The organism is Aquincola tertiaricarbonis (assembly GCF_023573145.1).
Lineage (GTDB): Bacteria > Pseudomonadota > Gammaproteobacteria > Burkholderiales > Burkholderiaceae_C > Aquincola > Aquincola tertiaricarbonis_B.
The window spans coordinates 1,522,181-1,545,048 of the sequence record NZ_CP097636.1; the positions used below are offsets into that span (position 1 = coordinate 1,522,181).

The 22,868-nt window shown below is 71.5% G+C and carries 20 protein-coding genes; 12 read left to right on the top strand and 8 right to left on the bottom strand.

Features of this window, described 5'->3' with window-relative positions; all coding sequences use genetic code 11:
• Position 1: 1 nt before the first annotated feature.
• Positions 2-652 carry a PEP-CTERM sorting domain-containing protein gene (locus tag MW290_RS21360; RefSeq protein ID WP_250199686.1) on the bottom strand — a complete coding sequence of 217 codons (651 nt, stop codon included), beginning with the start codon at positions 650-652 and terminating at the stop codon, positions 2-4.
• Between the two features lie 167 nt (positions 653-819).
• Between MW290_RS21360 and MW290_RS21365 the strand changes: the two genes are divergently transcribed.
• A complete protein-coding gene (locus tag MW290_RS21365) occupies positions 820-1,566 on the top strand; it encodes an alpha/beta hydrolase (protein WP_250199687.1) in 747 nt (248 codons plus the stop codon).
• Between the two features lie 9 nt (positions 1,567-1,575).
• Here the strand turns inward: MW290_RS21365 and MW290_RS21370 are convergent, their stop codons facing one another.
• The 7 genes from MW290_RS21370 to MW290_RS21400 all read right to left on the bottom strand — a co-directional run bounded on the left by MW290_RS21370 (position 1,576) and on the right by MW290_RS21400 (position 8,380).
• On the bottom strand, positions 1,576-2,739 hold the full coding sequence (locus MW290_RS21370; RefSeq protein ID WP_250199688.1) for an NAD(P)/FAD-dependent oxidoreductase: 1,164 nt from the start codon (positions 2,737-2,739) through the stop codon (positions 1,576-1,578).
• On the bottom strand, positions 2,736-4,136 hold the full coding sequence (locus MW290_RS21375; RefSeq protein ID WP_250199689.1) for an FAD/NAD(P)-dependent oxidoreductase: 1,401 nt from the start codon (positions 4,134-4,136) through the stop codon (positions 2,736-2,738). The genes MW290_RS21370 and MW290_RS21375 overlap by 4 nt, the downstream gene beginning before the upstream one ends.
• A complete protein-coding gene (locus MW290_RS21380; RefSeq protein ID WP_250199690.1) occupies positions 4,133-4,495 on the bottom strand; it encodes a (2Fe-2S)-binding protein in 363 nt (120 codons plus the stop codon). Before MW290_RS21380 ends, MW290_RS21375 begins: the two co-directional genes overlap by 4 nt.
• Before the next feature lie 26 nt (positions 4,496-4,521).
• Positions 4,522-5,016, bottom strand: a complete 495-nt coding sequence (locus tag MW290_RS21385; protein WP_250199691.1) for an Lrp/AsnC family transcriptional regulator — start codon at positions 5,014-5,016, stop codon at positions 4,522-4,524.
• A gap of 50 nt (positions 5,017-5,066) precedes the next feature.
• Complete coding sequence (locus MW290_RS21390) at positions 5,067-6,458, bottom strand: aminotransferase class III-fold pyridoxal phosphate-dependent enzyme (RefSeq protein ID WP_250199692.1); 1,392 nt, start codon at positions 6,456-6,458, stop codon at positions 5,067-5,069.
• 152 nt (positions 6,459-6,610) lie between these two features.
• A complete protein-coding gene (locus tag MW290_RS21395; protein WP_250199693.1) occupies positions 6,611-7,546 on the bottom strand; it encodes a 2-hydroxyacid dehydrogenase in 936 nt (311 codons plus the stop codon).
• 12 nt (positions 7,547-7,558) lie between these two features.
• Positions 7,559-8,380: a GNAT family N-acetyltransferase gene (locus MW290_RS21400; RefSeq protein WP_250200078.1), complete on the bottom strand. Its 822-nt coding sequence runs from the start codon at positions 8,378-8,380 to the stop codon at positions 7,559-7,561.
• A 319-nt stretch (positions 8,381-8,699) separates the two neighbouring features.
• Between MW290_RS21400 and MW290_RS21405 the strand changes: the two genes are divergently transcribed.
• The 11 genes from MW290_RS21405 to MW290_RS21455 all read left to right on the top strand — a co-directional run bounded on the left by MW290_RS21405 (position 8,700) and on the right by MW290_RS21455 (position 22,867).
• Positions 8,700-10,133, top strand: a complete 1,434-nt coding sequence (locus MW290_RS21405; protein ID WP_375142963.1) for an aldehyde dehydrogenase family protein — start codon at positions 8,700-8,702, stop codon at positions 10,131-10,133.
• 159 nt (positions 10,134-10,292) lie between these two features.
• On the top strand, positions 10,293-10,958 hold the full coding sequence (locus tag MW290_RS21410) for a haloacid dehalogenase type II (RefSeq protein WP_250199695.1): 666 nt from the start codon (positions 10,293-10,295) through the stop codon (positions 10,956-10,958).
• Positions 10,959-10,987: 29 nt separating this feature from the next.
• Positions 10,988-12,280, top strand: coding sequence for an NAD(P)/FAD-dependent oxidoreductase (locus MW290_RS21415; protein WP_250199696.1), 1,293 nt, complete (start codon positions 10,988-10,990; stop codon positions 12,278-12,280).
• Between the two features lie 60 nt (positions 12,281-12,340).
• A complete protein-coding gene (locus tag MW290_RS21420; protein WP_250199697.1) occupies positions 12,341-13,957 on the top strand; it encodes an ABC transporter substrate-binding protein in 1,617 nt (538 codons plus the stop codon).
• A gap of 56 nt (positions 13,958-14,013) precedes the next feature.
• Positions 14,014-14,970 carry an ABC transporter permease gene (locus MW290_RS21425; protein ID WP_250199698.1) on the top strand — a complete coding sequence of 319 codons (957 nt, stop codon included), beginning with the start codon at positions 14,014-14,016 and terminating at the stop codon, positions 14,968-14,970.
• Positions 14,971-14,999: 29 nt separating this feature from the next.
• Positions 15,000-15,935, top strand: a complete 936-nt coding sequence (locus tag MW290_RS21430) for an ABC transporter permease (RefSeq protein ID WP_250199699.1) — start codon at positions 15,000-15,002, stop codon at positions 15,933-15,935.
• Complete coding sequence (locus MW290_RS21435; protein ID WP_250199700.1) at positions 15,935-17,581, top strand: ABC transporter ATP-binding protein; 1,647 nt, start codon at positions 15,935-15,937, stop codon at positions 17,579-17,581. Before MW290_RS21430 ends, MW290_RS21435 begins: the two co-directional genes overlap by 1 nt.
• A 20-nt stretch (positions 17,582-17,601) precedes the next feature.
• Entirely contained in the window at positions 17,602-19,086 is a 1,485-nt protein-coding gene (locus MW290_RS21440) for an NAD-dependent succinate-semialdehyde dehydrogenase (RefSeq protein ID WP_250199701.1), read from the top strand.
• A gap of 66 nt (positions 19,087-19,152) precedes the next feature.
• Positions 19,153-20,613, top strand: a complete 1,461-nt coding sequence (locus MW290_RS21445) for a sensor histidine kinase (RefSeq protein WP_250199702.1) — start codon at positions 19,153-19,155, stop codon at positions 20,611-20,613.
• Positions 20,598-21,959: a sigma-54-dependent transcriptional regulator gene (locus tag MW290_RS21450; RefSeq protein ID WP_250199703.1), complete on the top strand. Its 1,362-nt coding sequence runs from the start codon at positions 20,598-20,600 to the stop codon at positions 21,957-21,959. Before MW290_RS21445 ends, MW290_RS21450 begins: the two co-directional genes overlap by 16 nt.
• A 170-nt stretch (positions 21,960-22,129) precedes the next feature.
• Complete coding sequence (locus MW290_RS21455; RefSeq protein ID WP_250199704.1) at positions 22,130-22,867, top strand: hypothetical protein; 738 nt, start codon at positions 22,130-22,132, stop codon at positions 22,865-22,867.
• The last annotated feature ends 1 nt before the right edge of the window (position 22,868 follow it).

The following is a 22,868-nucleotide window of genomic DNA, read 5'->3' on the forward strand; positions in this document are numbered from 1 at the left end:
ATCAAGCCGTGGTGCGGGCAGCCAGGCGGCGGCGCAGCAGCAGCACCGCGCAGCCACCGGCCATCAGCAGCGCGGCGGCCGGCTCGGGCACCGGCACCAAGGTGCTGGCCAGCTCGACCCGCAGGCCGGTGGGGCCGCCGTTGTCGTTGCGCGTCACGAAGCTGAGGGTGTTCACCCCCGCGGCAAAGCCGCCGGTGATGGCGAAGCTTTTGAAGCTGCTGTAGCCGTTGGCCGTGAAGCCGATGTCCTGGCCGTTCAGCAGGACGGCCCGCAGGCTGTCGTCCACCGCCAACTGGCCGTCAATGCGGGCGGTGCTGGCGTCGTAGCCGGTCAGGTCGAATCGGGTGGTGTAGGTGAAGATGAAGTCCGGTTGGCCGGCAGCATCACCGTTGCCGGTCAGCGCCGGCGTGATCCAGCCCGACAGGTCGTCGTTCTTCGGCCAGTAGCCCGGGTAGCCGGCGGGGTTCTGCGCGACGTAGGTCGGCGCGTCGGTCAGATCGCCGCCGGTCACGGTGTAGTGCGCGTCGACGGCGCCCGGGGACAGCGGCGTGCCATCGGCGGCCAGGCCGGTGGACGACGGGCCGGCAGCCTGGGCCATGCCGCCCAGCAGGCACAGCAGGACCGCGCTCAAAGGCCGTAGGAAGCGTTGCATCGAGGAATCTCCTGGTCACTGCGGCCGCCCGAGTGCGGACCGCTTGCGCGCAGGGTAGGAACCGGGGCGTTAGGGCGGCGTTAAAGGCAACGTCGAGCGCCATCACAATCACCAGCATCCGGGCCCGTCAAAGGCCAAGACAGTCAGCCCTTGAGAAAGGAATCCACTTGCCGACGACGCCGATCGACCTCACGCACCGGGGGCGCACGCTGCGCGGCACGCGCCATGGGCCGCAGGCCAGCCGCGGCACGGTGCTGTTCGCCCATGGCTTTTCAGACAGCCGCATCGGACCCGGCCGGCTCATCGTCGACTTCGCGCGGGCGCTGGCCGACGAGGGCTTTGCCGTCCTGGCCTTCGACCGCGCCGGCCATGGCGAAAGCGACGGCAGTTTCTTCGACGTCAACGTGCCCGACGAGCTCGACCAGCTGGCCGTGATGGCCGGCACCGTCGACGGCCCGGTGCATCTGGTGGGGCATTCGCTGGGCGGCATGGAGGTCGCGACCCTGGCGGGCAGGCAGCCCCACAAGGTCGCCAGCCTGACGCTGTGGGCCCCTGCGGCCGCCAGTGCCGACGAGGTGGCCCAGGGCAAGATCCTGGGCAGGCCGGTGGGGCCGGCCGACAACGCCTATCCGTTCGACGTCAACGGCCAGGCGCTGGGCCCTTCGTTCGCCCAAGGCTATGACGCCTACGACCCCTTCGAGGGTCTGTCGGCGTACACGGGGCCGGTTCATCTGCACCACGGCGAGTCGGACGAGGCCGTGCCGGTGGCCTATGCGCACCGCTATGCGCAGCTGTGGCCGCAGGCCGAGCTGACGCTCTATCCCGGCACCGACCATGTGTGGTCGAAGCTGCCGGCCCGCCAGGCCTTGATCCTGGCCAGCGTGCGTCAGATCGTGCGGACGGCTAAGGAGTAGGTCAGCGCCTCACGCCGCCACCAGGCTCCCCGCCTGCGCCTTCGCGAAGCGCCCGATGTGGAAGGGCTCGATCGGCGTGCTGGTACGGCCGGTGGCCAGCAGTTCGGCCATCACGTCGCCCACGCCGGGGCTGATGGCGAAGCCCTCGCCGTTGAAGCCGAAGGCATAGTGCAGGCCGGGCACGCGGGCGCTGGGGCCCATCACCGGCGCCCAGTCGGCGGTGTAGCCCTCGATGCCGCTCCACACGCGGATCAGCTGCACGTGGGCAAAGGCCGGCACGAAGCGGCGCAGCTCGCGCATCTGCCGCAGGATGTTGTCGGGCTTGACGTAGGCCCGCACATGGGCCGCATCGGCCGGGCCCTTGAGGCCGCCGCCGAAGACGATGTTGCCGCGCCGGATCTGGCGGAAATACAGCCCTTCATGTTCCACCGGGGTGGAGACGCCGATCGACGGCCCGATGGCATACGGCAGCGGCTCGGTCACGCCCATCTGCGGGCCGCGGGCTTCCAGCGGCACCGTCTCGCCGAACAGGCTGGCGATGCGGTTGGACCAGGCGCCGCAGGCCACCAGCAGCTGCGCGGCGCGAAAGCGCCGGCCGTCGGCGGTGTGGGCCACGAAGTCGCCGGCTTCACGCTCCACATGCACCACCTCGGCATGCTCTTGGATGTGGGCGCCCAGCCGCGCCGCGGCGCGGCCGAAGGCGGGGCCGGCCAGCCGCGGGTTGGCATGGCCGTCTTCGGGCGACAGGGAGCCTGCCACCACCTCGGGCGCGAAGATGCCCCAGCGCTGCTGCAGCTGCTGGCGGGTGAAGAGTTCGAGCTTCAGGCCCAGCGGCGCCACGTCGCGCGCATGCTGTTCCAGCTTGGCGGCCTGCTGCTCGGTGTAGCAGCAGCGCAGGTGGCCGTAGGGCACGAACTCCAGGTCCTCGCCCAGCAGCGGCTTGACGCGGCCCCACACCTCGCGGGCGCGGTTGGCCAGCGGCATCTGCTCCAGCGCGCGGCCCTGGCGGCGCACGTTGCCGAAGTTGGTGCCGCTGGCCTGGCGGCCGATCAGCTCACGCTCCAGCAGCGCGACCGAGCGGCCATGCCGCTGGCGCAGGAAGAAGGCGGTGGCGGTGCCCATCAGGCCGCCGCCCAGCACCAGCACGTCGGTGCGCAGGGTCTCGTTCGTCATGCCTTCACCTCGGCGGTGTTCATCATCAGCGGCTTGACCGGTGCCTGCGAGCGCAGCCGGCCCACCAGCTGCACTGGCACGCCGCTGGCCTGGGCCACGATCTCGGCCGAGGCATGGCCGCAGAAGCGGCCCTGGCAGCGGCCCATGCCCACGCGGCTGAAGGCCTTGGCGCGGTTGACTTCCTGGCTGCCCATCTCGGTGACGCAGCGGCGCAGCTCGCCGGCGGTGACGGCTTCGCAGCGGCACACCACGGCGTCGTCGGGCAGCTGCGCAGCCTGCTCATGCGGCCACGGAAAGGCCCGCGCCAGCCCGTCGCGGAAACGGTCCATCTGCGCCAGCGTGCGGCGCAGCGCAGGCGCCTCGGCCGCATGCAGCGCCTGGCCGCGTGCATGGCCCAGGTCGCTCAGCGCGGCCAGCGCCGCCAGCCGGCCCGCGGCCTCGGCCCCATCGGCGCCCAGGATGCGCACGCCGTCACCGGCCAGGTACACGCCGCGGGTGCTGCTGCGGCCGTCTTCGTCGATGCGCGGCAGCCATTGCCGGCTCACCGGCTCGAAGTGGAAGTCGCAGCGCGCCAGGTCGGCCAGCTGGGTTTCGGCCCGCAGGTGCCAGCCCATGCCCACCGCGTCGCACTCGAAGCGGCGCACGGTGCCGTGGGCATCGCGCACCACCACGGCCTCGGCGCCCATCGCGTCGCTGCCTTCGATGCGCAGCGGCTGCACGCCCTGCAGCACGGTGACGCCGGCCCGCCGCAGGCCGCGGATCAGCCCCAGGCCGCGCCAGGCCAGCGCCGGCCGTGCCAGCAGGCCGCGCAGCGCGGCCAGCGGCTTCATCGCCGGTGCGGTGTCCAGCACCGCTTCCACATGCGCGCCGGCCTGCTCGTACTGCGAGGCCACCAGGTACAGCAACGGACCGCTGCCGAGGAACACCACGCGGCCGCCGATGGCGCAGGCCTGGGCCTTGAGCGCGATCTGCGCCGCGCCCAGGCTGTAGCAGCCGGCGCGGTGCCAGCCTTCCACCGGCATCAGCCGGTCGGTGGCACCGCTGCACACCAGCAGCGCGTCGTAGGGCAGCTCTTTCGGCTCACCCCGGTGCACCACATGCAGCGCCGGCTGCTCGGCCACTCCGGTGAGGTTCCAGGCGAGCGTTTCGCTGCGGTAGTCCACCTGGGTGCGCAGCGCGTCGAAGTCCTGGTGCAGGGCCTGGGCCTTGGCGGCTTCGCTGCCGTACAACTTGGCATAGGGCCGCTGGAAGCCTTCGGGCTGGCGGCGGTAGATCTGGCCGCCGTCGCGCCGGCCTTCGTCGATGACGATGGGCCGCAGGCCTGCGGCCACCACGGCTTGAGCGGCACGCACGCCTGCAGGCCCGGTGCCGACAATGACGATGCGGGGCGCCGTCACTGCGGCACCCCAGCAGGCCGGCGCGCCAGCGTGGCCTGCAGGTCGGGCGTCATCGGCCACTGGCCACGGGGCGGGCGGGTCAGGATGGCCATGCCGCCCTCGGCCACGGTGGAGCAGGCGCGCAGCCGCTCGCCGGCCGGGGTCCACACCCAGCAGTCCTGGCAGGCGCCCATCAGGCAGAAGCCGGCACGCGGGCCATCGCCGAATTCGCTGTCGCGCAGCCGCCGCCCCTGGCTGAGCACGGCCACCAGCAAGGTGTCGCCGGCCAGGGCCTGCACGGGCTGGCCATCCACCAGCAGGGTGATCGGCGGCCGGTCGGTTTCGGCCAGCCGGATAAAGCGGGGCGGTAGGGCGGACATGGGGGTGGTGGGTGATGCGGCAGCGCTCAGCGCTGGTGGGGGAACAGCCGTTCGATCGGGTAATGGGTCTTGATGAACGGCGACTTGATGACGATGTAGCTGAAGTACTTCTCGATGCCGATGTTGCGTTCGAGCAGGCCTTCGATCACTTCCTGGTAGTGGTTGACGCCGCGGGTCATGAACTTCAGCAGGTAGTCGTAGCCGCCGCTCACCAGGTGGCACTCCAGGATCTCGTCGACGTCGCGGATCGCGGCCTCGAAGCGGATGAAGTCCTCGCGGTGGTGGTCGGCCAGCGTCACCTCGGTGAACACCGTCAGCGTGTCGCCCAGCTTCTCCAGCCGCAGCTGGGCGCCATAGCCGCTGATGTAGCCCGCCTGCTCCAGCCGCTTGACGCGGATCAGGCAGGGGCTGGGCGACAGGCCCACCGCGTCGGCCAGGTCGACGTTGGTCATGCGGCCGTTCTTCTGCAGCTGGGCCAGGATGCGAAGGTCGAGGCGGTCGACCTTGAGGGTTTCAGACATGATCGTGTTCGTGAGAACTGCTGGAGCCCCGGATTCTGCGGTGGCGCCCGTCAACCGGCCATCGCCGCCCGCACCTCGGGCATGGCCAGCACGTCGTCCAGCGTCTTCTTCAGGCGCTGGAACAGCAACTCGAACTCGCTCTCGGTGAAGGTGAGCGCCGGCGCAAAGCCCAGGATGTGGTCGCCGAAGGCGCGGAACACCAGGCCGTTGCGGTAGGCAGTGGCGAAGATGCGGTCGGCCAGGCCCAGCGCGGGATCGAAGGCGCGCTTGCTGGCCTTGTCGGCCACCAGCTCCAGCGCGCCCAGCAGCCCGCGGTGGCGCGAGTCGCCCACCAGCGGATGGTCGCGCAGGCCGTCCAGCCCGGCGGAGAAGTGGGCGGCGCCCCGCTGGCCGTTGGCCAGCACGCCGCCTTGCTGGTACAGGCGCAGCACTTCCAGCGCCACGGCCGCGCCCACCGGGTGGCCCGAGTAGGTGGCGCCATGGCCGATGGGTGCACCGGCGGGCGCCGCATCGGCGATGGCGGCATACACCTTCTCCGAGACCATGGTGGCGCCCATCGGCACGTAGCCGGCGGTCAGGCCCTTGGCCAGCGTCATCAGGTCGGGCTGCACGCCTTCGGCTTCGCACGCGAACATCGGGCCGGTGCGGCCGAAGCCGGTGATCACCTCGTCGACGACGAACAGGATGTCCAGTTCATGGGCCGCCAGCTGCATGGCCTTGAGCCAGCCCACCGGCGGCACGATGACGCCACCCGAGCCCTGGATGGGCTCGCAGAAGAAGGCGGCGACGTTCTGCGCGCCCAGCTCGGCCACCTTGGCGCGCAGCGCCGCGACCGAGGCCGCGATCACCGCGGCATCGTCCGCGGCTTCGCTGCGGTAGGGGTAGGGCGAAGCGATGTAGTGCTGCGTCGGCAGCGGCAGGTCGAAGCCGCGGTGGAAGGCCGGCAGCGCCGTGAGCCCGGCGCCGGTGGACGAGGAGCCGTGATAACCGCGCTGCAGCGAGATGAAGTGCTTCTTGCCCGGCCGGCCGGTGGCGTTGTAGTACTGCACGATGAAGCGCACCGCGGCGTCCACCGCTTCCGAGCCGCCCAGCGTGAGGTAGGCGCGGCTGAGCGAGGCGGGCGTGAGCTCGGCCAGCTTGGCGGCCAGGCGGATGGCCGGCTCGCTGGCGAAGTGGAAGTAGCCGGTGGCATAGGGCAGCTGGCGCAGCTGCTCGGTGGCGGCCTGCACCACGCTTTCCTGGCCATAGCCCACGTTCACGCACCACAGGCCCGCGAACGCATCCAGCAGCTGGTGGCCGCGGTTGTCGGTGAGAAACGCCCCCTTGGCCGAAGCCAGCACGGCCGGGCCGCGCTGCTCATGCAGGCGCCACGGCGCCACGGGGTGGATCAGGTGCGCGCGGTCCAGCGCGGCCAGTTCGTCGGGGTGGATGGGTGACAGCATGGGGGTGGGCGCGGCGGGCGGCTTGTTGGGCAATCGATGACCGTCAGCTTAGGCCCGGGTGCACCGTGGGTGATGCTGCTTTGGGCCGCCTGCGTGGCGCAGGCTGCGGTTGTGCGCCGCGCTTCGGCACATCGTGCCGTGGCCCAGGTGCATCAATATCCCTTGATGCGATCAACCAATCCGGTCATGGTCTCGCCGGCTTGCCAGCGGCGCAGGTTGGCGATCACCACCTCGGCCGCCGATTGCGGCTGCGTCATGCTGGCGATGTGCGGCGTGAGCTGCACATGCGGGTGACGCCAGAGGGCATGGTCGGCCGGCAGCGGCTCGGGGTCGGTCACGTCCAGCATCGCCTCGGCCAGCTGGCCGCTGTCCAGTGCGGCCAGCAGGTCGGCCTGCACCAGCTGCGGGCCGCGGCCCACGTGCACCAGTTGCGCACCGCGCGGCAGTTGCGCGAACAGCGCGGCATTCAGCAGGCCGCGCGTGGCGGCGGTCAGCGGCAGCAGGCAGACCAGGATCTCGGTGCGGGCCAGGAAGCGGGCCAGGCCCTCGGGCCCGGCATGGCATTGCACGCCCGGCAGCTCGCGGGCCGAGCGGCTCCAGCCTGCGCAGTCGAAGCCGAAGTCCACCAGCCGTGCCAGCACCGCCTGGCCCAGCGAGCCCAGGCCCAGCACACCCACGCGGCGCTGGTGCGCGGGCCGCACCGGCAGCGGTTGCCAGTGGCCGGCCTGCTGCTGGCGGCGGTACTGCGGCCGGTCGCGGTGCAGGTCCAGCACCGCATGGCTCACGTACTCCACCATGCCTTGGATGATGCCGGGCTCGACCATGCGCACCAGCGGCAGCGTGGGCGGCAGCGCGGCCAGGTCGAACTGGTCGACCCCGGCGCCGGAGGAGAACAGCACCTCCAGGTTCGGGAAGGCGGTGGCCAGGTCGGGCGGCGGTTCCCAGGCGGCGATGAAGCGCACCCGCGCCGCGTCGCCCACGTCGGGCCAGATGCGGAAATCGACCTGCGGCAGCTGCTGGCGGAACACCTCGGCCCACAGGCGGCCGCGGGCGGGGTCGGACTTGTAGAGGAAGGTGCAGGGGTCCATGGCAGGTCTCGGTCAGCCGAGGGCCTGGGTGGCCAAGGCGAACAGGCGCACGCCCGGCTGCACCGCCAGCGGCTCACCGCGCACCATCGTGGTGGGTGCGTCCACGCGCAGCAGACCCAGGCTTTCCAGCCACTCGGCCAGGCCGCTGTCGAAGTCGATGTCGATGCGCACGAAGCGCCCGGCCGACAGGCCCGACAGGTGGGCGATCAAGGCCTTGGCGCCTTCGGCATCGGGCGCGGCCACCGGGCCGATGATGTGGCCGCGGCCGAAGCGCCGCAGCATCGCGAAGCCGCGGGCCTGGCCGTCGTGGTCCAGCACCACGGTGGCCTCGGCACTGGCCAGCAGCTCGTCGATCAGCGCATCGCGCGGCATGCCGCGGGCAGCGGCGTCCAGCGCCTTCAGCGCGGCGGCATCGTTGCTGCCGGCCGGTCGCAGCCGCCAGCCGGCGCCCAGCGCCACCAGCGGCGCGGGCAGGGCGGTGCCCTGGTGCTGCCGCACTTCACCGGTGCGCACGAAGCCCAGGCGTTCATACAGGCCGCGGCCTTCGGGCGTGGCATGCAGCAGCACGCTGCGGTCTTCCAGGCCTTCCAGCAGCGCCGTCATCAGCCGGTGGCCGATGCGGCGGCCCTGGCAGGCCGGCGCCACGATCACCAGGCCCAGCGTGGCGTGCTGCGGACCCCAGCGCCAGCGCAGCGCAGTGCCCACGACGGCGCCGTCGCGCTCGGCCACCAGGCCGTCGCCCAAGGCAAACACCTGTTCCCAGTCGGCAGGGCGGTGCGGCCAGCGCAGGTCGGCGGACAGCGCATGCGCGGCGGCCAGGTCGTCGGCGGTCATGGCGCGCAACAGCACGCCATCGCTGGCGGTGGCCTTCGCGGTCTCGGCATCGATCAAGTCAATCTCCCGTGCAGGATGGGCAGGCGATCTTCCGCAGATGTCAGGGTTGGCGCTAGTACGTTCTTGTTGTCCGCAGCAACTTGCAAGCTTCGTCTGCGGCGGGCCTGCGATACGCAATTCGCTGCGGCCCCGGGCCCGCCAACGCATACAAATGCCGCGCCACCCTTCCTAGCATCGGCCGCATCGTTCGCAACCCCTGCCAAGGCCTGCCGTGCAACTGTTCCATCCCGACGAAATCCAGGTGCCCTCGGGCCACTTCATGGCCGGCCGACTGGTGCCCGATGCCGGCCGCCTGGCGGTGCGCCGACCCTCCGATGGCCAGGTGCACGACGAGCTGCCGCTGGCCGGCGCCGATGCGGTGGACGCGGCGGTGCGCGATGCCGACCACGCCTGGCGCCACAGCGACTGGGCGCGCCGCGCACCGCGCGAGCGGGCCCGCGTGCTGCGCCGCTGGGCCGACCTGGTGGAGGCCGATGTGGCCACGCTGGCCCGCATCGAGGCGGTGTGCTCCACCCGCCCGGTGCGCGACGCCATCGCCTGGGACGTGCCCTTCACCGCCGAGGGCCTGCGCTTTTTCGCCGAGTACGCCGACAAGCTGGGCGGCGACGTGGCGGCCACCCGCCACGACCAGCTGGGCATGGTGGTGGCCGAGCCCTACGGGGTGGTGGGCGCCATCACGCCCTGGAACTTCCCGCTGGTGATGGCTTCTTGGAAGGTGGGTGCGGCGCTGGCCGCCGGCAATGCGGTGGTGCTGAAGCCTTCGGAGATGACGCCGCATTCGGTGCTGCGGCTGGCCGAGCTGGCGGTGCAGGCCGGCGTGCCGCCGGGCCTCTTCAACATCGTGCAGGGCGATGGCCGCACTACCGGCGATGCGCTGACCCGCCATCCGCTCGTCGGCAAGATGACCTTCACTGGCTCCACCCAGACCGGCGCCGCCATCATGGCCACCTGCGCGCTGCAAGGGCCCAAGCCGGCCACGCTGGAGCTGGGCGGCAAGAGCCCGCAGCTGGTGTTCGACGATGCGCCCGACCTCGACCGGCTGGCCGGCATCATCGCCGGTGCCATCACCGGCAATGCCGGCCAGGTGTGCGTGGCCGGCTCGCGGCTGATCGTGCAGCGCGGCATCGCCCAGGCGCTGGTCGAACGCATCGCCGCGCGCTTCGCGGCCCACCGGCCTGGCCCCACCTGGGACGACGAAGCCACGCTGCCGCCCATCATCTCGGCCGGCCAGGCCGATCGCATCGCCGGCATCGTCGAACGGGCGCAGGCCGCGGGCGCACGGCTGCGCTGCGGCGGCGCGCTGTACGGCGGCACGCCCGGCGGCGCTTACTACCAGCCCACCTTGATCGAAGGCGTCGATGACGGCAACCCCGCGGTGCAGGAAGAGATCTTCGGCCCGGTGCTCACGGTGCAGACCTTCGACGACGAGGCCGAGGGCCTGGCCCTGGCCGCGCACGAGCGCTATGGCCTGGCGGCCGGCGTGCACACCGCCGACATCGGCAAGGCCTTGCGCGCGATGCGCGGCATCGCCGCCGGCACCGTGTGGATCAACCGCTATGGCCGCAGCAACGACTTCGTGATTCCCACCGGCGGCTACCACCAGTCGGGCATCGGCAAGGACCTGGGCCGCCAGGCCGTGGAGGCCAACCTGCGCTTCAAAAGCGTGCTCATCGACTTCGCCGCCGCCCCCTGAAGGGGCACCCGCGCACGCCTGCTGGGCACACCGCATGGCATGCCGTCGGGGCCCCTTGAAACCACAGCTTCACTGCGCCGGCCCCGGCCAATACCCCACAACCCAGCGGCGGACGCATGCTGGAATGACACCGAGATGACCAACCAAGGAACTGCAGTCATGGCCTTCCGACCCAAGTACATCACCTTCGATTGCTACGGCACGCTGACCCGTTTCCGCATGGGCGACATGGCCCGCGAGATGTTCGCCGACCGCATTCCGGCCGAGCGCATGGAACAGTTCATCGCCGACTTCTCGGCCTACCGCTTCGACGAGGTGCTGGGCGACTGGCAGCCCTATGAGGTGGTGCTGAAGAACGCGGTGCGCCGGCTGTGCAAGAAGTGGGGCATCCAGTACTTCGACCACGAGGCCCAGCAGTACTACGACGCCGTGCCCACCTGGGGCCCGCATGCCGACGTGCCCGCCGGCCTGGCCAAGGTGGCCAAGGAGATTCCGCTGGTCATCCTGTCCAACGCCTCGGACGACCAGATCCAGCGCAACGTGGCCCAGCTGGGCGCGCCCTTCCACCGCGTGTACACCGCGCAGCAGGCCCAGGCCTACAAGCCGCGCCTGAAGGCCTTCGAGTACATGATCGACTCACTGGGCTGCAAGCCCGAAGACCTGCTGCACGTTTCGTCCAGCCTGCGCTACGACCTGATGTCGGCCGACGACCTGGGCATCGTGAACAAGGTCTTCGTCAACCGCGGCCATGGCCCGGGCAACCCGGCCTACCGCTACACCGAGATCGCCGACATCGGCGGCCTGGCCGGCGTGGTCGGTCTGTAAGCCTTTCACTGCACAAGCCGCGAGCCCCCATGAAGCTGGACGCCTACTGGACCGACTCCGCCCCGGCCTTCACGCCGGCCGAGCGGCCGCTGCCTGCCCAGGTGGATGTGGCCATCGTCGGGGCCGGCTTCACCGGCCTGTCGGCGGCGCGGGCACTGGCTCGCCGCGGCGCCCGCGTGCTGGTGCTGGAAGCCGGCCACCGCGTGGCGGCCGAAGCCTCGGGCCGCAATGGCGGCCATGTGAACAACGGGCTGGCGGTGGACTACGCCGAGGTGGCCGCCAAGGTGGGCCCCGAGACCGCCCGCCGCTGGTACCACGCCTACGATTCGGCCGTGGACAGCGTGGCCCGCGTGGTGCAGGAAGAGGGCATCGACTGCGACTTCCTGCGCCACGGCAAGCTCAAGCTGGCCACCCGGCCGCAGCACATGGATGCCCTGTCCCGCAGCGCCGAACGGCTGGTGCGCGACGGCGTGGACACCGACGTGGAAGTGCTGGGCGCCGACCGCGTGCGCGCCGAGGTGCAGAGCGAGCGCTTCCACGGCGGCCTGCTGTACAAGCGCAGCGGCCAGATGCACATGGGCCGCTTCGCCCGCGGCCTGGCCGAGGCGGCCCAGCGCCATGGCGCGCAGATCGTGCTGGGCACCGAGGTGCAGCGGCTGCAGCGCATCGGCCGCAGCCAGGCGCACCAGGTGCACACCGCCCGCGGCGCCGTGAAGGCCGCCCAGGTGCTGGTGGCCACCGGTGCCACGCGGCATGGCGGCTATGGCAGCTTCGGCTGGCTGCGTCGGCGCATCGTGCCCATCGGCAGCTTCATCGTGGTCACCGAGCCGCTGGGCGCCGAACGGGCGCAGGCGCTGCTGGCCGGCCGCCGCACCTACACCACGGTGGCCAACATCCACCACTACTTCCGGCTCACGGCCGACCACCGGCTGGTGTTCGGCGGCCGTGCGCGCTTTGCCATCAGCAGCCCACAGTCCGATGCGGCCAGCGGCGAGATCCTGCGCCAGGGCCTGGCCGAGACCTTCCCGCAGCTGGGCCAGGTGCGCCTGGACTACTGCTGGGGCGGCCTGGTCGACATGACGCAGGACCGGCTGCCGCACGCCGGCGAGCGCGACGGGCTCTTCTATTCGATGGGCTACAGCGGCCATGGCACCCAGATGTCGGTGCACATGGGCGACTGCATGGCCCGCGTGATGGCCGGCGAGGCCGCCGCCAACCCCTGGCAGGGCCGCCATTGGCCCGCCATTCCCGGCCACTTCGGCCCGCCCTGGTTCCTGCCCGCGGTGGGCCTGTACTACCGCCTGAAAGACCGGCTGGCCTGATCCCTGTTCCCGTTCCCGTTCGTCCGCCACCCACCTCGACCTTCTCAGGAGCATGCAAACATGAGCGACCGCAACAAGCTCGCGCAACTCGTTGGCCCCGGCGACAGCCTGCGCATGATGGACGCGCTGCGGCGCGGCGCCACCCGCCGCGACATCCTGACGATGCTGATGGCCGGCGGCATGCAGGCCACGCTGGCCGGCAGCCTGGCCGGGGTGGCGGTGTCGGCCCATGCGCAGACGCCGCGGCGCGGCGGCAAGATCCGCGTGGCCGGCGCCACCGCAGCGGTGACCGACACGCTGGACCCGGCCAAGCAGTCGAACCAGACCGACTACTCGCGCGGCAACATGCTCTACAACGGCCTGTTCTCGCTGGACGGCAGCCTGTCGCCGCAGCCGGCGCTGGCCGAGTCGTTCAACACCAAGGACGCCAAGACCTGGGTGTTCACGCTGCGCAAGGGCGTCACCTTCCACGACGGCAAGGCGCTGGCCCCGGCCGACGTGGTGTTCTCGCTGATGCGCCACAAGGACCCGGCCACCGCCTCCAAGGCCAAGGTGCTGGCCGACCAGATCGAGAGCGTCAAGGCCACCGGCCCGCAGGAAGTGACGGTGGTGCTGACCGCCCCCAATGCCGACCTGCCGGTGATCCTGGGCACCTTCCACTTCCACATCGTCAAGGAAGGCACCACCGACTTCGCGGCCGGCATCGGCACCGGGCCCTACAAGCTCAAGGAGTTCAAGCCCGGCGTGCGCTCGGTCGTGGTGCGCAACGAGGCCTACTGGAAGCCCGGCAAGCCCTACCTCGACGAGATCGAGTTCGTCGGCATCGGCGACGAAGGCGCCCGTGTCAATGCGCTGCTGTCGGGCGGCATGGACCTGGTGGCCTCGGTCAACCCGCGCTCGGTGGCGCGGGTCAAGGACACGCCGGGCTACGGCATCTTCACCACCCAGTCGGGCCAGTACTCCGACCTCATCATGCGCAAGGACGTGGGGCCGGGCACCAACCCCGACTTCATCCTGGCGATGAAGCACCTGTTCGACCGTGAGCAGATGAAGAAGTCGGTGGCGCTGGACTACGCCGTGCTGGCCAACGACCAGCCGATCGACCCCACCAACCGCTTCTACTTCGCCGGCCTGCCGCAGCGCACCTTCGACCTCGACAAGGCCAAGTTCCACCTGCAGAAGTCGGGCGTCACCGGCAAGGTGCCGGTGGTCACCTCGCCGGCGGCCATGTACTCGACCGAGATCGCGCTGGTGATGCAGCAGGCGGCGCAGCGCATCGGCCTGGACCTGGACGTCAAGCGCATGCCGGCCGATGGCTACTGGTCCAACCACTGGCTCAACAGCCCGGTGGGCTTCGGCAACGTCAACCCGCGCCCCAGCGCCGACACGCTGCTGACGCAGTTCTTCAAGTCCGACGCAGCCTGGAACGAATCTCGCTGGAAGAGCGACAAGTTCGACCAACTGCTGCTGGCCTCGCGCGCTGAAACCGACCTCGCCAAGCGCAAGCAGATGTACGCCGATATGCAGACCATGATCCACCAGGAAGCCGGCATCGGCATCCCGCTGTTCCTGGCCAGCATCGACGGGCACAGCAGCAAGTTGAAGGGCCTGTCGCCCATCCCGCTGGGTGGGCTGATGGGTTACGCGTTCGCCGAGAACGTCTGGCTGGAAGCCTGACGCGTCTTTGCACCTACCAAGCCGTACTTCCACGCCGCACGCCAGGAGCACCGCCGATGAACTTCCTGATCCTCAAGCTGCTGGGCCAGCGGGTGGCGCTGGCGCTGCTGTCGCTGCTGGCGGTGTCGGTGGTGGTGTTCGCGATCACCTCTGTGCTGCCCGGCGACGCGGCGCAGGAACAGCTGGGCCAGGAAGCCACGCCCGAGGCGCTGGCCGCCTTGCGCGCTCAGATGGGCCTGGACGTGCCCGGCCCGGTGCGCTACGGCCGCTGGCTGGCCGGCCTGGTCACCGGCAACCCCGGCACCAGCTCGGTCACGCAGATGCCGGTGGCCGAACTGGTGGCCAGCCGGCTGCCCAACTCGCTGTTGCTGGCGGCGGTCACCGCGCTGTTCTCGGTGCCCATCGCGCTCACGCTGGGCATTGCCTCGGCGGTGTGGCGCGGCTCCTGGTTCGACCGCGCGGCTTCGTCGGCCGCGGTGGGCGTGGTGTCGGTGCCCGAGTTCCTGGTGGCCACGCTGGCGGTGCTGGTGTTCGCGGTCAAGCTGCGCTGGCTGCCGGCGCTGTCGTACGTGTCCGAGATCGACTCGCTGGGCCAGATGCTCAAGGCCTTCGCGATGCCGGTGCTCAGCCTGTGCTGCGTGATCGTGGCGCAGATGATGCGCATGACCCGCGCCGCGGTGATCGACCAGCTGGAAGCGCCCTACATCGAGATGGTGCGGCTCAAGGGAGCCTCGCCGATGCGCATGGTGCTGGCGCATGCGCTGCCCAATGCCATCGGGCCCATCGCCAATGCGGTGGCGCTGAGCCTGTCGTACCTGCTGGGCGGGGTCATCATCATCGAGACCATCTTCAACTACCCCGGCATCGCCAAGCTGATGGTCGATGGCGTCAGCCAGCGCGACATGCCGCTGGTGCTGGCCTGCGCCATGATCTTCTGCACCGGCTATCTGCTGCTCGTCACGCTGGCCGACCTGTGCGCCATCGTGGCCAACCCGCGCCTGCGGCACCAATGACCATGCCCGCCGCTCGAGAGGCTCCCGCCATGCACACATCCACCACCGCTGCGGCCCCGGCTGCCCTGGGGCTGCCGGTCGGCCCCGCCACACCGGCCGCGGCCGCCTTGCCGGCCGAAGCCGCCCCAGCCACCGCGGCGCCCCGGCGGCGCCGCCGCTTCGGCTGGGGCGGCCTGCTAGGCGCAGCGGTGCTGCTGTTCTGGCTGCTGGCGGCCGCCTTCGGCCCCAGCCTGATGCAGCACGACATGAGCGCGATGGGCAATGGCGGCGTGTTCGCCCCGGCCAGCGCCCAGCACTGGCTGGGCACCGACTACCTGGGCCGCGACATGCTGGCGCGGGTGATCGACGGCGCCCGCTACACCGTGGGCGTGGCCCTGCTGGCCACGCTGCTGGCCAGCGGCATCGGCACCACGCTGGCGCTGCTGGCCGCGGCCACCGGCGGCTGGGTGGACGCGCTGCTCAGCCGCACGCTGGACACGCTCACCGCCATTCCCAGCAAGATGTTCGCGCTGATCATCGTCGCGGGCTTCGGCTCTTCCATCGTGGTGCTGGTGCTCACCGCCGCGGTCATCTACGTGCCCGGTGCCTACCGCATCGCCCGTTCGCTGGCGGTCAACATCAACGCGATGGACTACGTGACCGTGGCCCGCAGCCGGGGCGAGGGCACGCTCTACATCATGCTGCGCGAGATCGCGCCCAACATCGTGGGTCCGATGCTGGCCGACCTGGGGCTGCGCTTCGTCTACATCGTGCTGCTGCTGGCGGGCCTGAGCTTCCTGGGCCTGGGCGTGCAGCCGCCGGCCGCCGACTGGGGCTCGCTGGTGCGCGAGAACATCGGCGCACTGGCCGAGGGCCGCGCCGCGGTGCTGGCCCCGGCCATCGCCATCGCCAGCCTCACCATCGCGGTGAACCTGGTCATCGACAACCTGCCAGGGCGCCTGGCCAGAGAACGGGGAGCACGCTGATGGGCGCTTCAGTGCAGGTGCAGGGCCTCACCATCGAGGCCGGCGGCCAGACGCTGGTCGACCGGCTCAGCTTCCACATCCAGCCCGGCGAGGTGCTGGCGCTGATCGGTGAATCGGGCTCGGGCAAGACCACCACCGCGCTGGCGCTGATGGGCTATGCGCGCCATGGCTGCAGCATCACCGGCGGCAGCGTGCGCATCGGCGAGACCGACGTGCTGCACCTGTCGCCCGCCGGCCAGCGCGCGCTGCGCGGGCGCCGCGTGGCCTACATCGCGCAAAGTGCGGCGGCTTCGTTCAACCCGTCGCGCACGGTGATGGACCAGGTGGTGGAACCGGCCTGCATCCACCGGTTGATGCCCCGCGCAGAGGCCGAGGTCAAGGCCGTGCAGCTGTTCCGCGAACTGGCGTTGCCCGACCCCGAACACATCGGCGATCGCTACCCCCACCAGGTGTCAGGCGGCCAGCTGCAGCGGCTGATGGCGGCGATGGCGCTGATCGCCGACCCCGACCTGGTGATCCTCGATGAGCCCACCACCGCGCTGGACGTGACCACGCAGATCGAGGTGTTGCGCGCCTTTCGCCGCGTGGTGCGCGACCGCAAGGCCACTGCCGTGTACGTGAGCCACGACCTGGCGGTGGTGGCGCAGATGGCCGACCACATCCTGGTGCTGCGCAACGGCGTGATGCAGGAACTGGCGCCCACCGGCCAGCTGCTGGAAGCGCCGGCGGCCGACTACACCCGCAGCCTGCTGGCCGCCGCCCGCCCGGTGCCGCGCGGCGGCGGCGCGATGTCGGCCGACGGCCAGCTGCTGCTGGAAGTGCGCGGCCTGTGCGCGGGCTATGGTCCGCTGGATGCGCAGGGCAAGCCGGCCAAGCCCATCCTGGAGGACATCGACCTCAAGCTCTACCGCGGCCAGGCCATCGGCGTCATCGGCGAATCGGGCTCGGGCAAGACCACGCTGGCGCGTGCGGTCGCCGGGCTGGTGGCGCCCAGTGCGGGCCACATCCTGTTCAACGGCCGCTACCTCAAGCCCACGGTGGCGCAGCGCACGCAGGAAGAGCTGCGCCAGGTGCAGATCGTCTTCCAGATGGCCGACACCGCGCTCAATCCTTCGCACCCCATCGAGCGCATCCTGGCCCGGCCGCTGCAGTTCTACAAGGGCCTGCGCGGCGCTGCGCTGCAAAAGCGCATCCATGAGCTGCTCGACCTGGTGAAGCTGCCGCGCAGCGTGGTGGGCCGCCTGCCCGGCGGCCTGTCGGGCGGGCAGAAGCAACGTGTGAACCTGGCCCGGGCCCTGGCGGCCGACCCCGACCTGATCCTGTGCGACGAGGTGACCTCGGCCCTCGACACGGTGGTGGGCGCCGCGGTGCTGGACCTGATCGCCGACCTGCGGCGCGAGCTGGGCGTGTCCTACCTCTTCATCAGCCACGACCTGCACACCGTCAAGGCGGTGTGCGACGAGATCGTGGTGATGCAGCACGGCCGCAAGCTGGCCCAGGTGGCACGCGCCGATTTCGACCGTGGCGACCACCACCCCTACTACCAGCTGCTGGAACGCTCGGTGCCCGAGCTGCGCCGCGGCTGGCTCGACGAGATGCACCCGGCCCCCGTGGCCAACGCCGCTGCCCACGCAGCCTCCCTCTGATGTCCCAAGCCTCCGCTTCCATGTCCTTGCCCCACAGCCTGGCGCTCCGGCGCGACGACCTCCTGCCCGGCCGCAACTTCATCGACGGCCAATGGCGCGAAGCCGCTGCCGGCCGCTGGCTGGACGTGAGCAACCCCGCCACCGACGCCGTGTTCGCCCAGGTGCCCGACAGCAGCGCTGGCGATGCCCAGGCCGCCGTGGACGCGGCCCACGCCGCCTTTGCCAGCTGGCGCGCGGTGCCGGCCAAGCAGCGTGCGCAGATCATCAAGCGCTGGCATGCACTGATCCTGCTGCATCAGGAAGACCTGGGCCGGCTGATCAGCCGCGAGCAGGGCAAGCCGCTGGCCGAAGGCCGGGGCGAGGTGGCCTATGCCGCCAGCTACGTGGACTGGTTCGCCGAAGAGGCGGTGCGCGCCAACGGCGAGGTGATTCCCGCGCCGGTGAGCGGCCGCCGCATGCTGGCCCTGAAGGAGCCGGTGGGCGTGGTGGCCGCCATCACCCCTTGGAACTTTCCGGCCGCGATGATCGCCCGCAAGATCGCCCCGGCGCTGGCCGCCGGCTGCACCGTGGTGTGCAAGCCCGCCGAGGACACGCCGCTCACCTCGCTGGCGCTGGTGCGGCTGGCGCAGGAAGCGGGCGTGCCGGCCGGGGTGCTGAACATCGTCACCGCCTCGCGCGAGCGCACGCCCGAGGTGGTGGACGTGTGGCTGGCCGACAGCCGGGTGCGCAAGATCACCTTCACCGGCAGCACGCCGGTGGGCAAGCACCTGGCGCGTGAGTCGGCCGCCACGCTCAAGAAGCTGTCGCTGGAGCTGGGTGGCAATGCGCCCTTCATCGTGTTCGAGGATGCCGACCTGCCGGCCGCGGTGGAAGGGCTGATGGCCGCCAAGTTCCGCAACGGCGGCCAGACCTGCGTGTGCCCCAACCGGGTGTTCGTGCAGGCGCAGGTGCACGACCGTTTCGTCGAGCTGCTGGCGGCCCGCGTGGCGGCGCTGCAGGTGGGCCCGGCCAGCGATGCCGCCTCGCAGATCGGGCCGATGATCAATGGCCGTGCGGTGGACAAGATCGACCGCCATGTGCAGGACGCGCTGCAGCGCGGCGCGCGGGTGGTGGTGGGCGGCCGGCGGCTGCCGGCGCTGGGCCCCAACTACTACGCGCCCACGGTGCTGGTGGGCGCCGATGCCGCCATGGCCTGCAGCTGCGAAGAGACCTTCGGCCCGGTGGTGCCCATCACCCGCTTCGAGACGGAAAGCGAGGTGGTGGCCGCCGCCAACGACACGCCCTTCGGCCTGGCGGCCTACTTCTTCTCCAACGACGTGCGCCGCATCTGGCGCGTGGCCGATGCGCTGGAGACCGGCATCGTCGGCATCAACGAAGGCGCGCTGGCCGCCGAGGCGGCGCCCTTTGGCGGCGTCAAGGAATCGGGCTACGGCCGCGAAGGCTCCACCCACGGGCTGGAGGACTACCAGCACGTCAAGTACGTCTGCCAGGGCGGCCTGGGCTGACCGCGCCCCGCTTCGGCGCCGGGCCCCGGCTATGCTGTGGCCCATGGGTGATCCGGAGTCCTTGCATTGAAGTCGCTGCGTGGCCAGCTCACGCTGTTCTGGCTGATTCTGCTGACCGTGTGCGTGGGGCTGGCGCTGGTGATGGTGCTGCTGTTCCGGCACAGCGCGGGGCTGCAGATCCGCGAGGCCCAGGACCAGGCCGCGGCGGCCTGCGGTGCCATCGCGCAGCGCTACGCCAAGTCCTTGAACGACCCGCGGCAGGCCGAGCCGCAGCTCGACCTGCTGCAGGTGCTGCTGCAGCTGGTGCTGGTCTCCGAGCCGCATGTGGAAGGCGGCGTGTGGCGCGCGGGGCAGGGCTTCATCGCCTATGCCTACCCCACCTATGAAGGCACCAGCGTCAAGCGCGACGTGCCCGAGGCCGAGCAGGCCCACATCGCGACGCTGTCGCAGGTGGTGGCGCGCACCCAGCAGGCCGATACCGACGTCATCCGCGCCTCGCGCGAGGCCTTGATCGTCTCGGCCTGCCCGTTGCAGTCGCCGGGGCAGGACCTGGCGGCCTGGACCATGACCCGCACCTCGCTGGCCACGCTGGATGCGCAGCGCAGCCTGCGCTGGGGCCTGGGCGCCCTGCTGGCCTTCGTGCTGGCTTCGGGCCTGTGGCTGGGCACCATCGTGCTGCGCGGGCGCCGCCACCTGCAGCGGCTGCAGGCGCAGCTGGCCCAGGCCGATGGCAGCGAGGCGGCGCCGCCGATCAGCCCCACCGGCCTGCGTGAGCTGGATGCGCTGATCCAGAGCCTGAACGACTACCGCGCCCGCTTCGAGGTGGCCCGCGACCAGCTGCGGGATGCGGAACGCAGCCGCTCGCGCGACCAGCGGCTGGCCGCGCTGGGCCGCATGACCGGCGGCATCGCGCACGAGATCCGCAACCCGATCGCCGCGATGCGGCTGAAGGCCGAGAACGCGCTGGCCGGGCCGCCCGAGCGGCAACCGCAGGCGTTGCAGCTCATCCTCGACCAGGTGGCGCGGCTCGATGGCCTGGTGCAAAGCCTGCTGGCCGTGGTGCAGCCGCTGAACCTGCAGCTGCAGCCGGTGGCGCTGGACGAGTTTGCCCGCCAGCGCCTGGCCACCGCGCAGCCGCAGGCCGAGCGGCGCCAGGTGACGCTGGTGCTGACGCTGGCTGAACCGCGGTGCGCGCAGCTCGACCCCACCCACCTGGCCCGCGCCATCGACAACCTGCTGGACAACGCCGTGCGCCATGCGCCGGCCGGCAGCAGGGTCGAGCTGGCCGTCGGCCCCACCTCGGGCGGGCGCCTGAGGCTGGCGGTGCGCGACCACGGCCCCGGCGTGCCCGCCGAGCTGCAGGGCCAGCTGTTCGAGCCCTTTGCCACCGGCCGGCCCGACGGCACCGGGCTGGGCCTGGCGCTGGCGCGCGAGGTGGCCCTGGCCCACGGCGGCGAGCTGCGGCATGAGGCGCCGGCCGAGGGCGGCGCCTGCTTCACGATGGAGCTGCCATGGCGCGCCTGCTGATCATCGACGACGACGACGCCTTCCGCGACACGCTGGCCGAGACGCTGGAAAGCCTGGGCCACGAGGTGCAGCCCGCGGAAAGCGGCGCAGCCGGCTTGCAGGCGCTGGCCCGCGGCCACTTCGACGCGGTGTTCCTCGACCACCGCATGCCCGGCATGGACGGCCTGCAGACGCTGGAGGCGATGCGCGAGCGCCTGCCGGCCACACGCGCGCTGCCGCCGGTGATCGTGCTGACCGCCCATGCCAGCGGCCACAACACCATCGCCGCGATGCGGCTGGGCGCCTTCGACCACCTGACCAAGCCCATCGGCCGTGAGGCGGTGCAGGAGGTGCTGTCGCGCGCGCTGCGCGAGCAGGCCGCCACCGCCAGCAACGAGCCCGCGGCCGAGGAGGGCGAGGACGAGCTGATCGGCGTCAGCGCCGCGATGCGCGAGGTGCACAAGCGCATCGGCCTGGCTGCCGCCAGCGCGGCGCCGGTGCTGGTGCTGGGCGAAACCGGCACCGGCAAGGAACAGGTGGCGCGTGCGCTGCACCGCCATTCGGCGCGGGCCGGCCGGCCCTTCGTGGCGGTGAACTGCGCAGCCATCCCCAAGGATCTGCTGGAAAGCGAGCTGTTCGGCCATGTGCGCGGCGCCTTCACCGGCGCGGTGGCCGACCGGCCCGGCAGCTTCCGCGCGGCCGATGGCGGCGTGCTGCTGCTCGACGAGATCGGCGACATGGCGCTGGCGGTGCAGGCCAAGATCCTGCGGGTGCTGCAGGAGGGCGAGGTGGTGCCCCTGGGCGCCCACAAGCCGGTGAAGGTGGACGTGCGCGTGGTGGCCGCCACCCACCGCGACCTGGCTGCGGCCGTGCGCGAAGGCCAGTTCCGCGAAGACCTGATGTACCGGCTGGACGTGCTGTCCATCCGCCTGCCGCCGCTGCGTGAACGGCTGGCCGACATCATCCCGCTGGCCGAGCACTTCCTGCGGCTGGCCGCGGCGGGGCAAGCACCCAAGCAGCTCTCGGCCACGGCCGCGCAGGCCTTGCTGCGCCACCCCTGGCCGGGCAACGTGCGCGAGCTGCGCAACCTGGCCGAGCGCTGCCAGGCGCTGGTGCGCCATCCGGTGATCGAGGCGGCCGACCTGGGCCTGGCGGCGGTGGCGCCTGCGCAAGCCGGGCAGGGCGGCAGCCTGCCGGCCGACTGGCTGGACAGCCCGCTGCCCGAGGCCACCGAGCGGCTGGAGCGCGCGCTCATCGTCCATGCCCTGGCCCAGGCCCAGGGCAACCGGGCCGAGGCCGCGCGCCGCCTGGGTATCCACCGCCAGCTGCTGTACCGCAAGCTGGCGCAGTACGGCCTGGGCGATTAGCCGGACACCCCCGCGCCACCTGTCCGCCAGGTGTCCGCCAAACGGACAGCGGCTGTCCGCGGATCATCCAGCCGGGCACTGCCTGGCCCACGCAAGTTCTTGATTTCATTGTGTTTTGTGCCTGGCACGCGTCTTGGGTTGGAAGGTGCACCAACCAAGGAGCGAATGCCATGACCACCCATCGATTTGCCAGCTTCCTGACCACCACTGCCGCCGCCGTGCTGCTGGCCACCCAGGCCTGGGCGCAGCCCGCGCCGCCTGTGGCACCCGATGCGCCCCCGCCCGTCGCGGCACCGGGCCGTGCCGGCATGCCCCCGCCGCCGCCTGCCGCGCAAGCGCAGGCCACCGTCAGCGGCAAGGTGGCGCGCTGGCTGCTCAACCCCAACGGCGAAGTCGACGGCCTGCTGCTGGCCGACGGCACCCAGGTCAAGCTGCCGCCGCACCTGTCGCCCGCGCTGCTGCAGGCGGTGAAGCTGCAGGACACCGTGCAGGTCAGCGGCCGCCGCGGCGAGCAGGGCCCGGTGCTGCGCGCCGAGACGCTGCGCAACACCGCCAACGGCCGCAGCGTGACCGACGAGCCGCCGGCCCTGGGCAGCGTGCCCGCGCCGCGGCCGCCCGCCGACGGCGCCTTGACCGCGATGAACGCCAGCGGCCGCATCGGCACGCTGCTGTACACCGGCCGCGGCGACGTCAACGGCGTGCTGCTGCAGGACGGCACCATCGTGCGCTTCGCGCCGCATGCCGGCGCCGCGCTGGCCGAGCAGCTCAAGCCCGGCGCCAGCTTCTATGCCCGCGGCTACGGCACCCGCAACGCGCTGGGCCAGGCCTTCGAGGCCACGGCCATCGGCAGCAGCGCCGACAACGCCCGCGAGGTGTTTGCGCCGCCGCGCCCGCTGCCGCGGGGTTGAT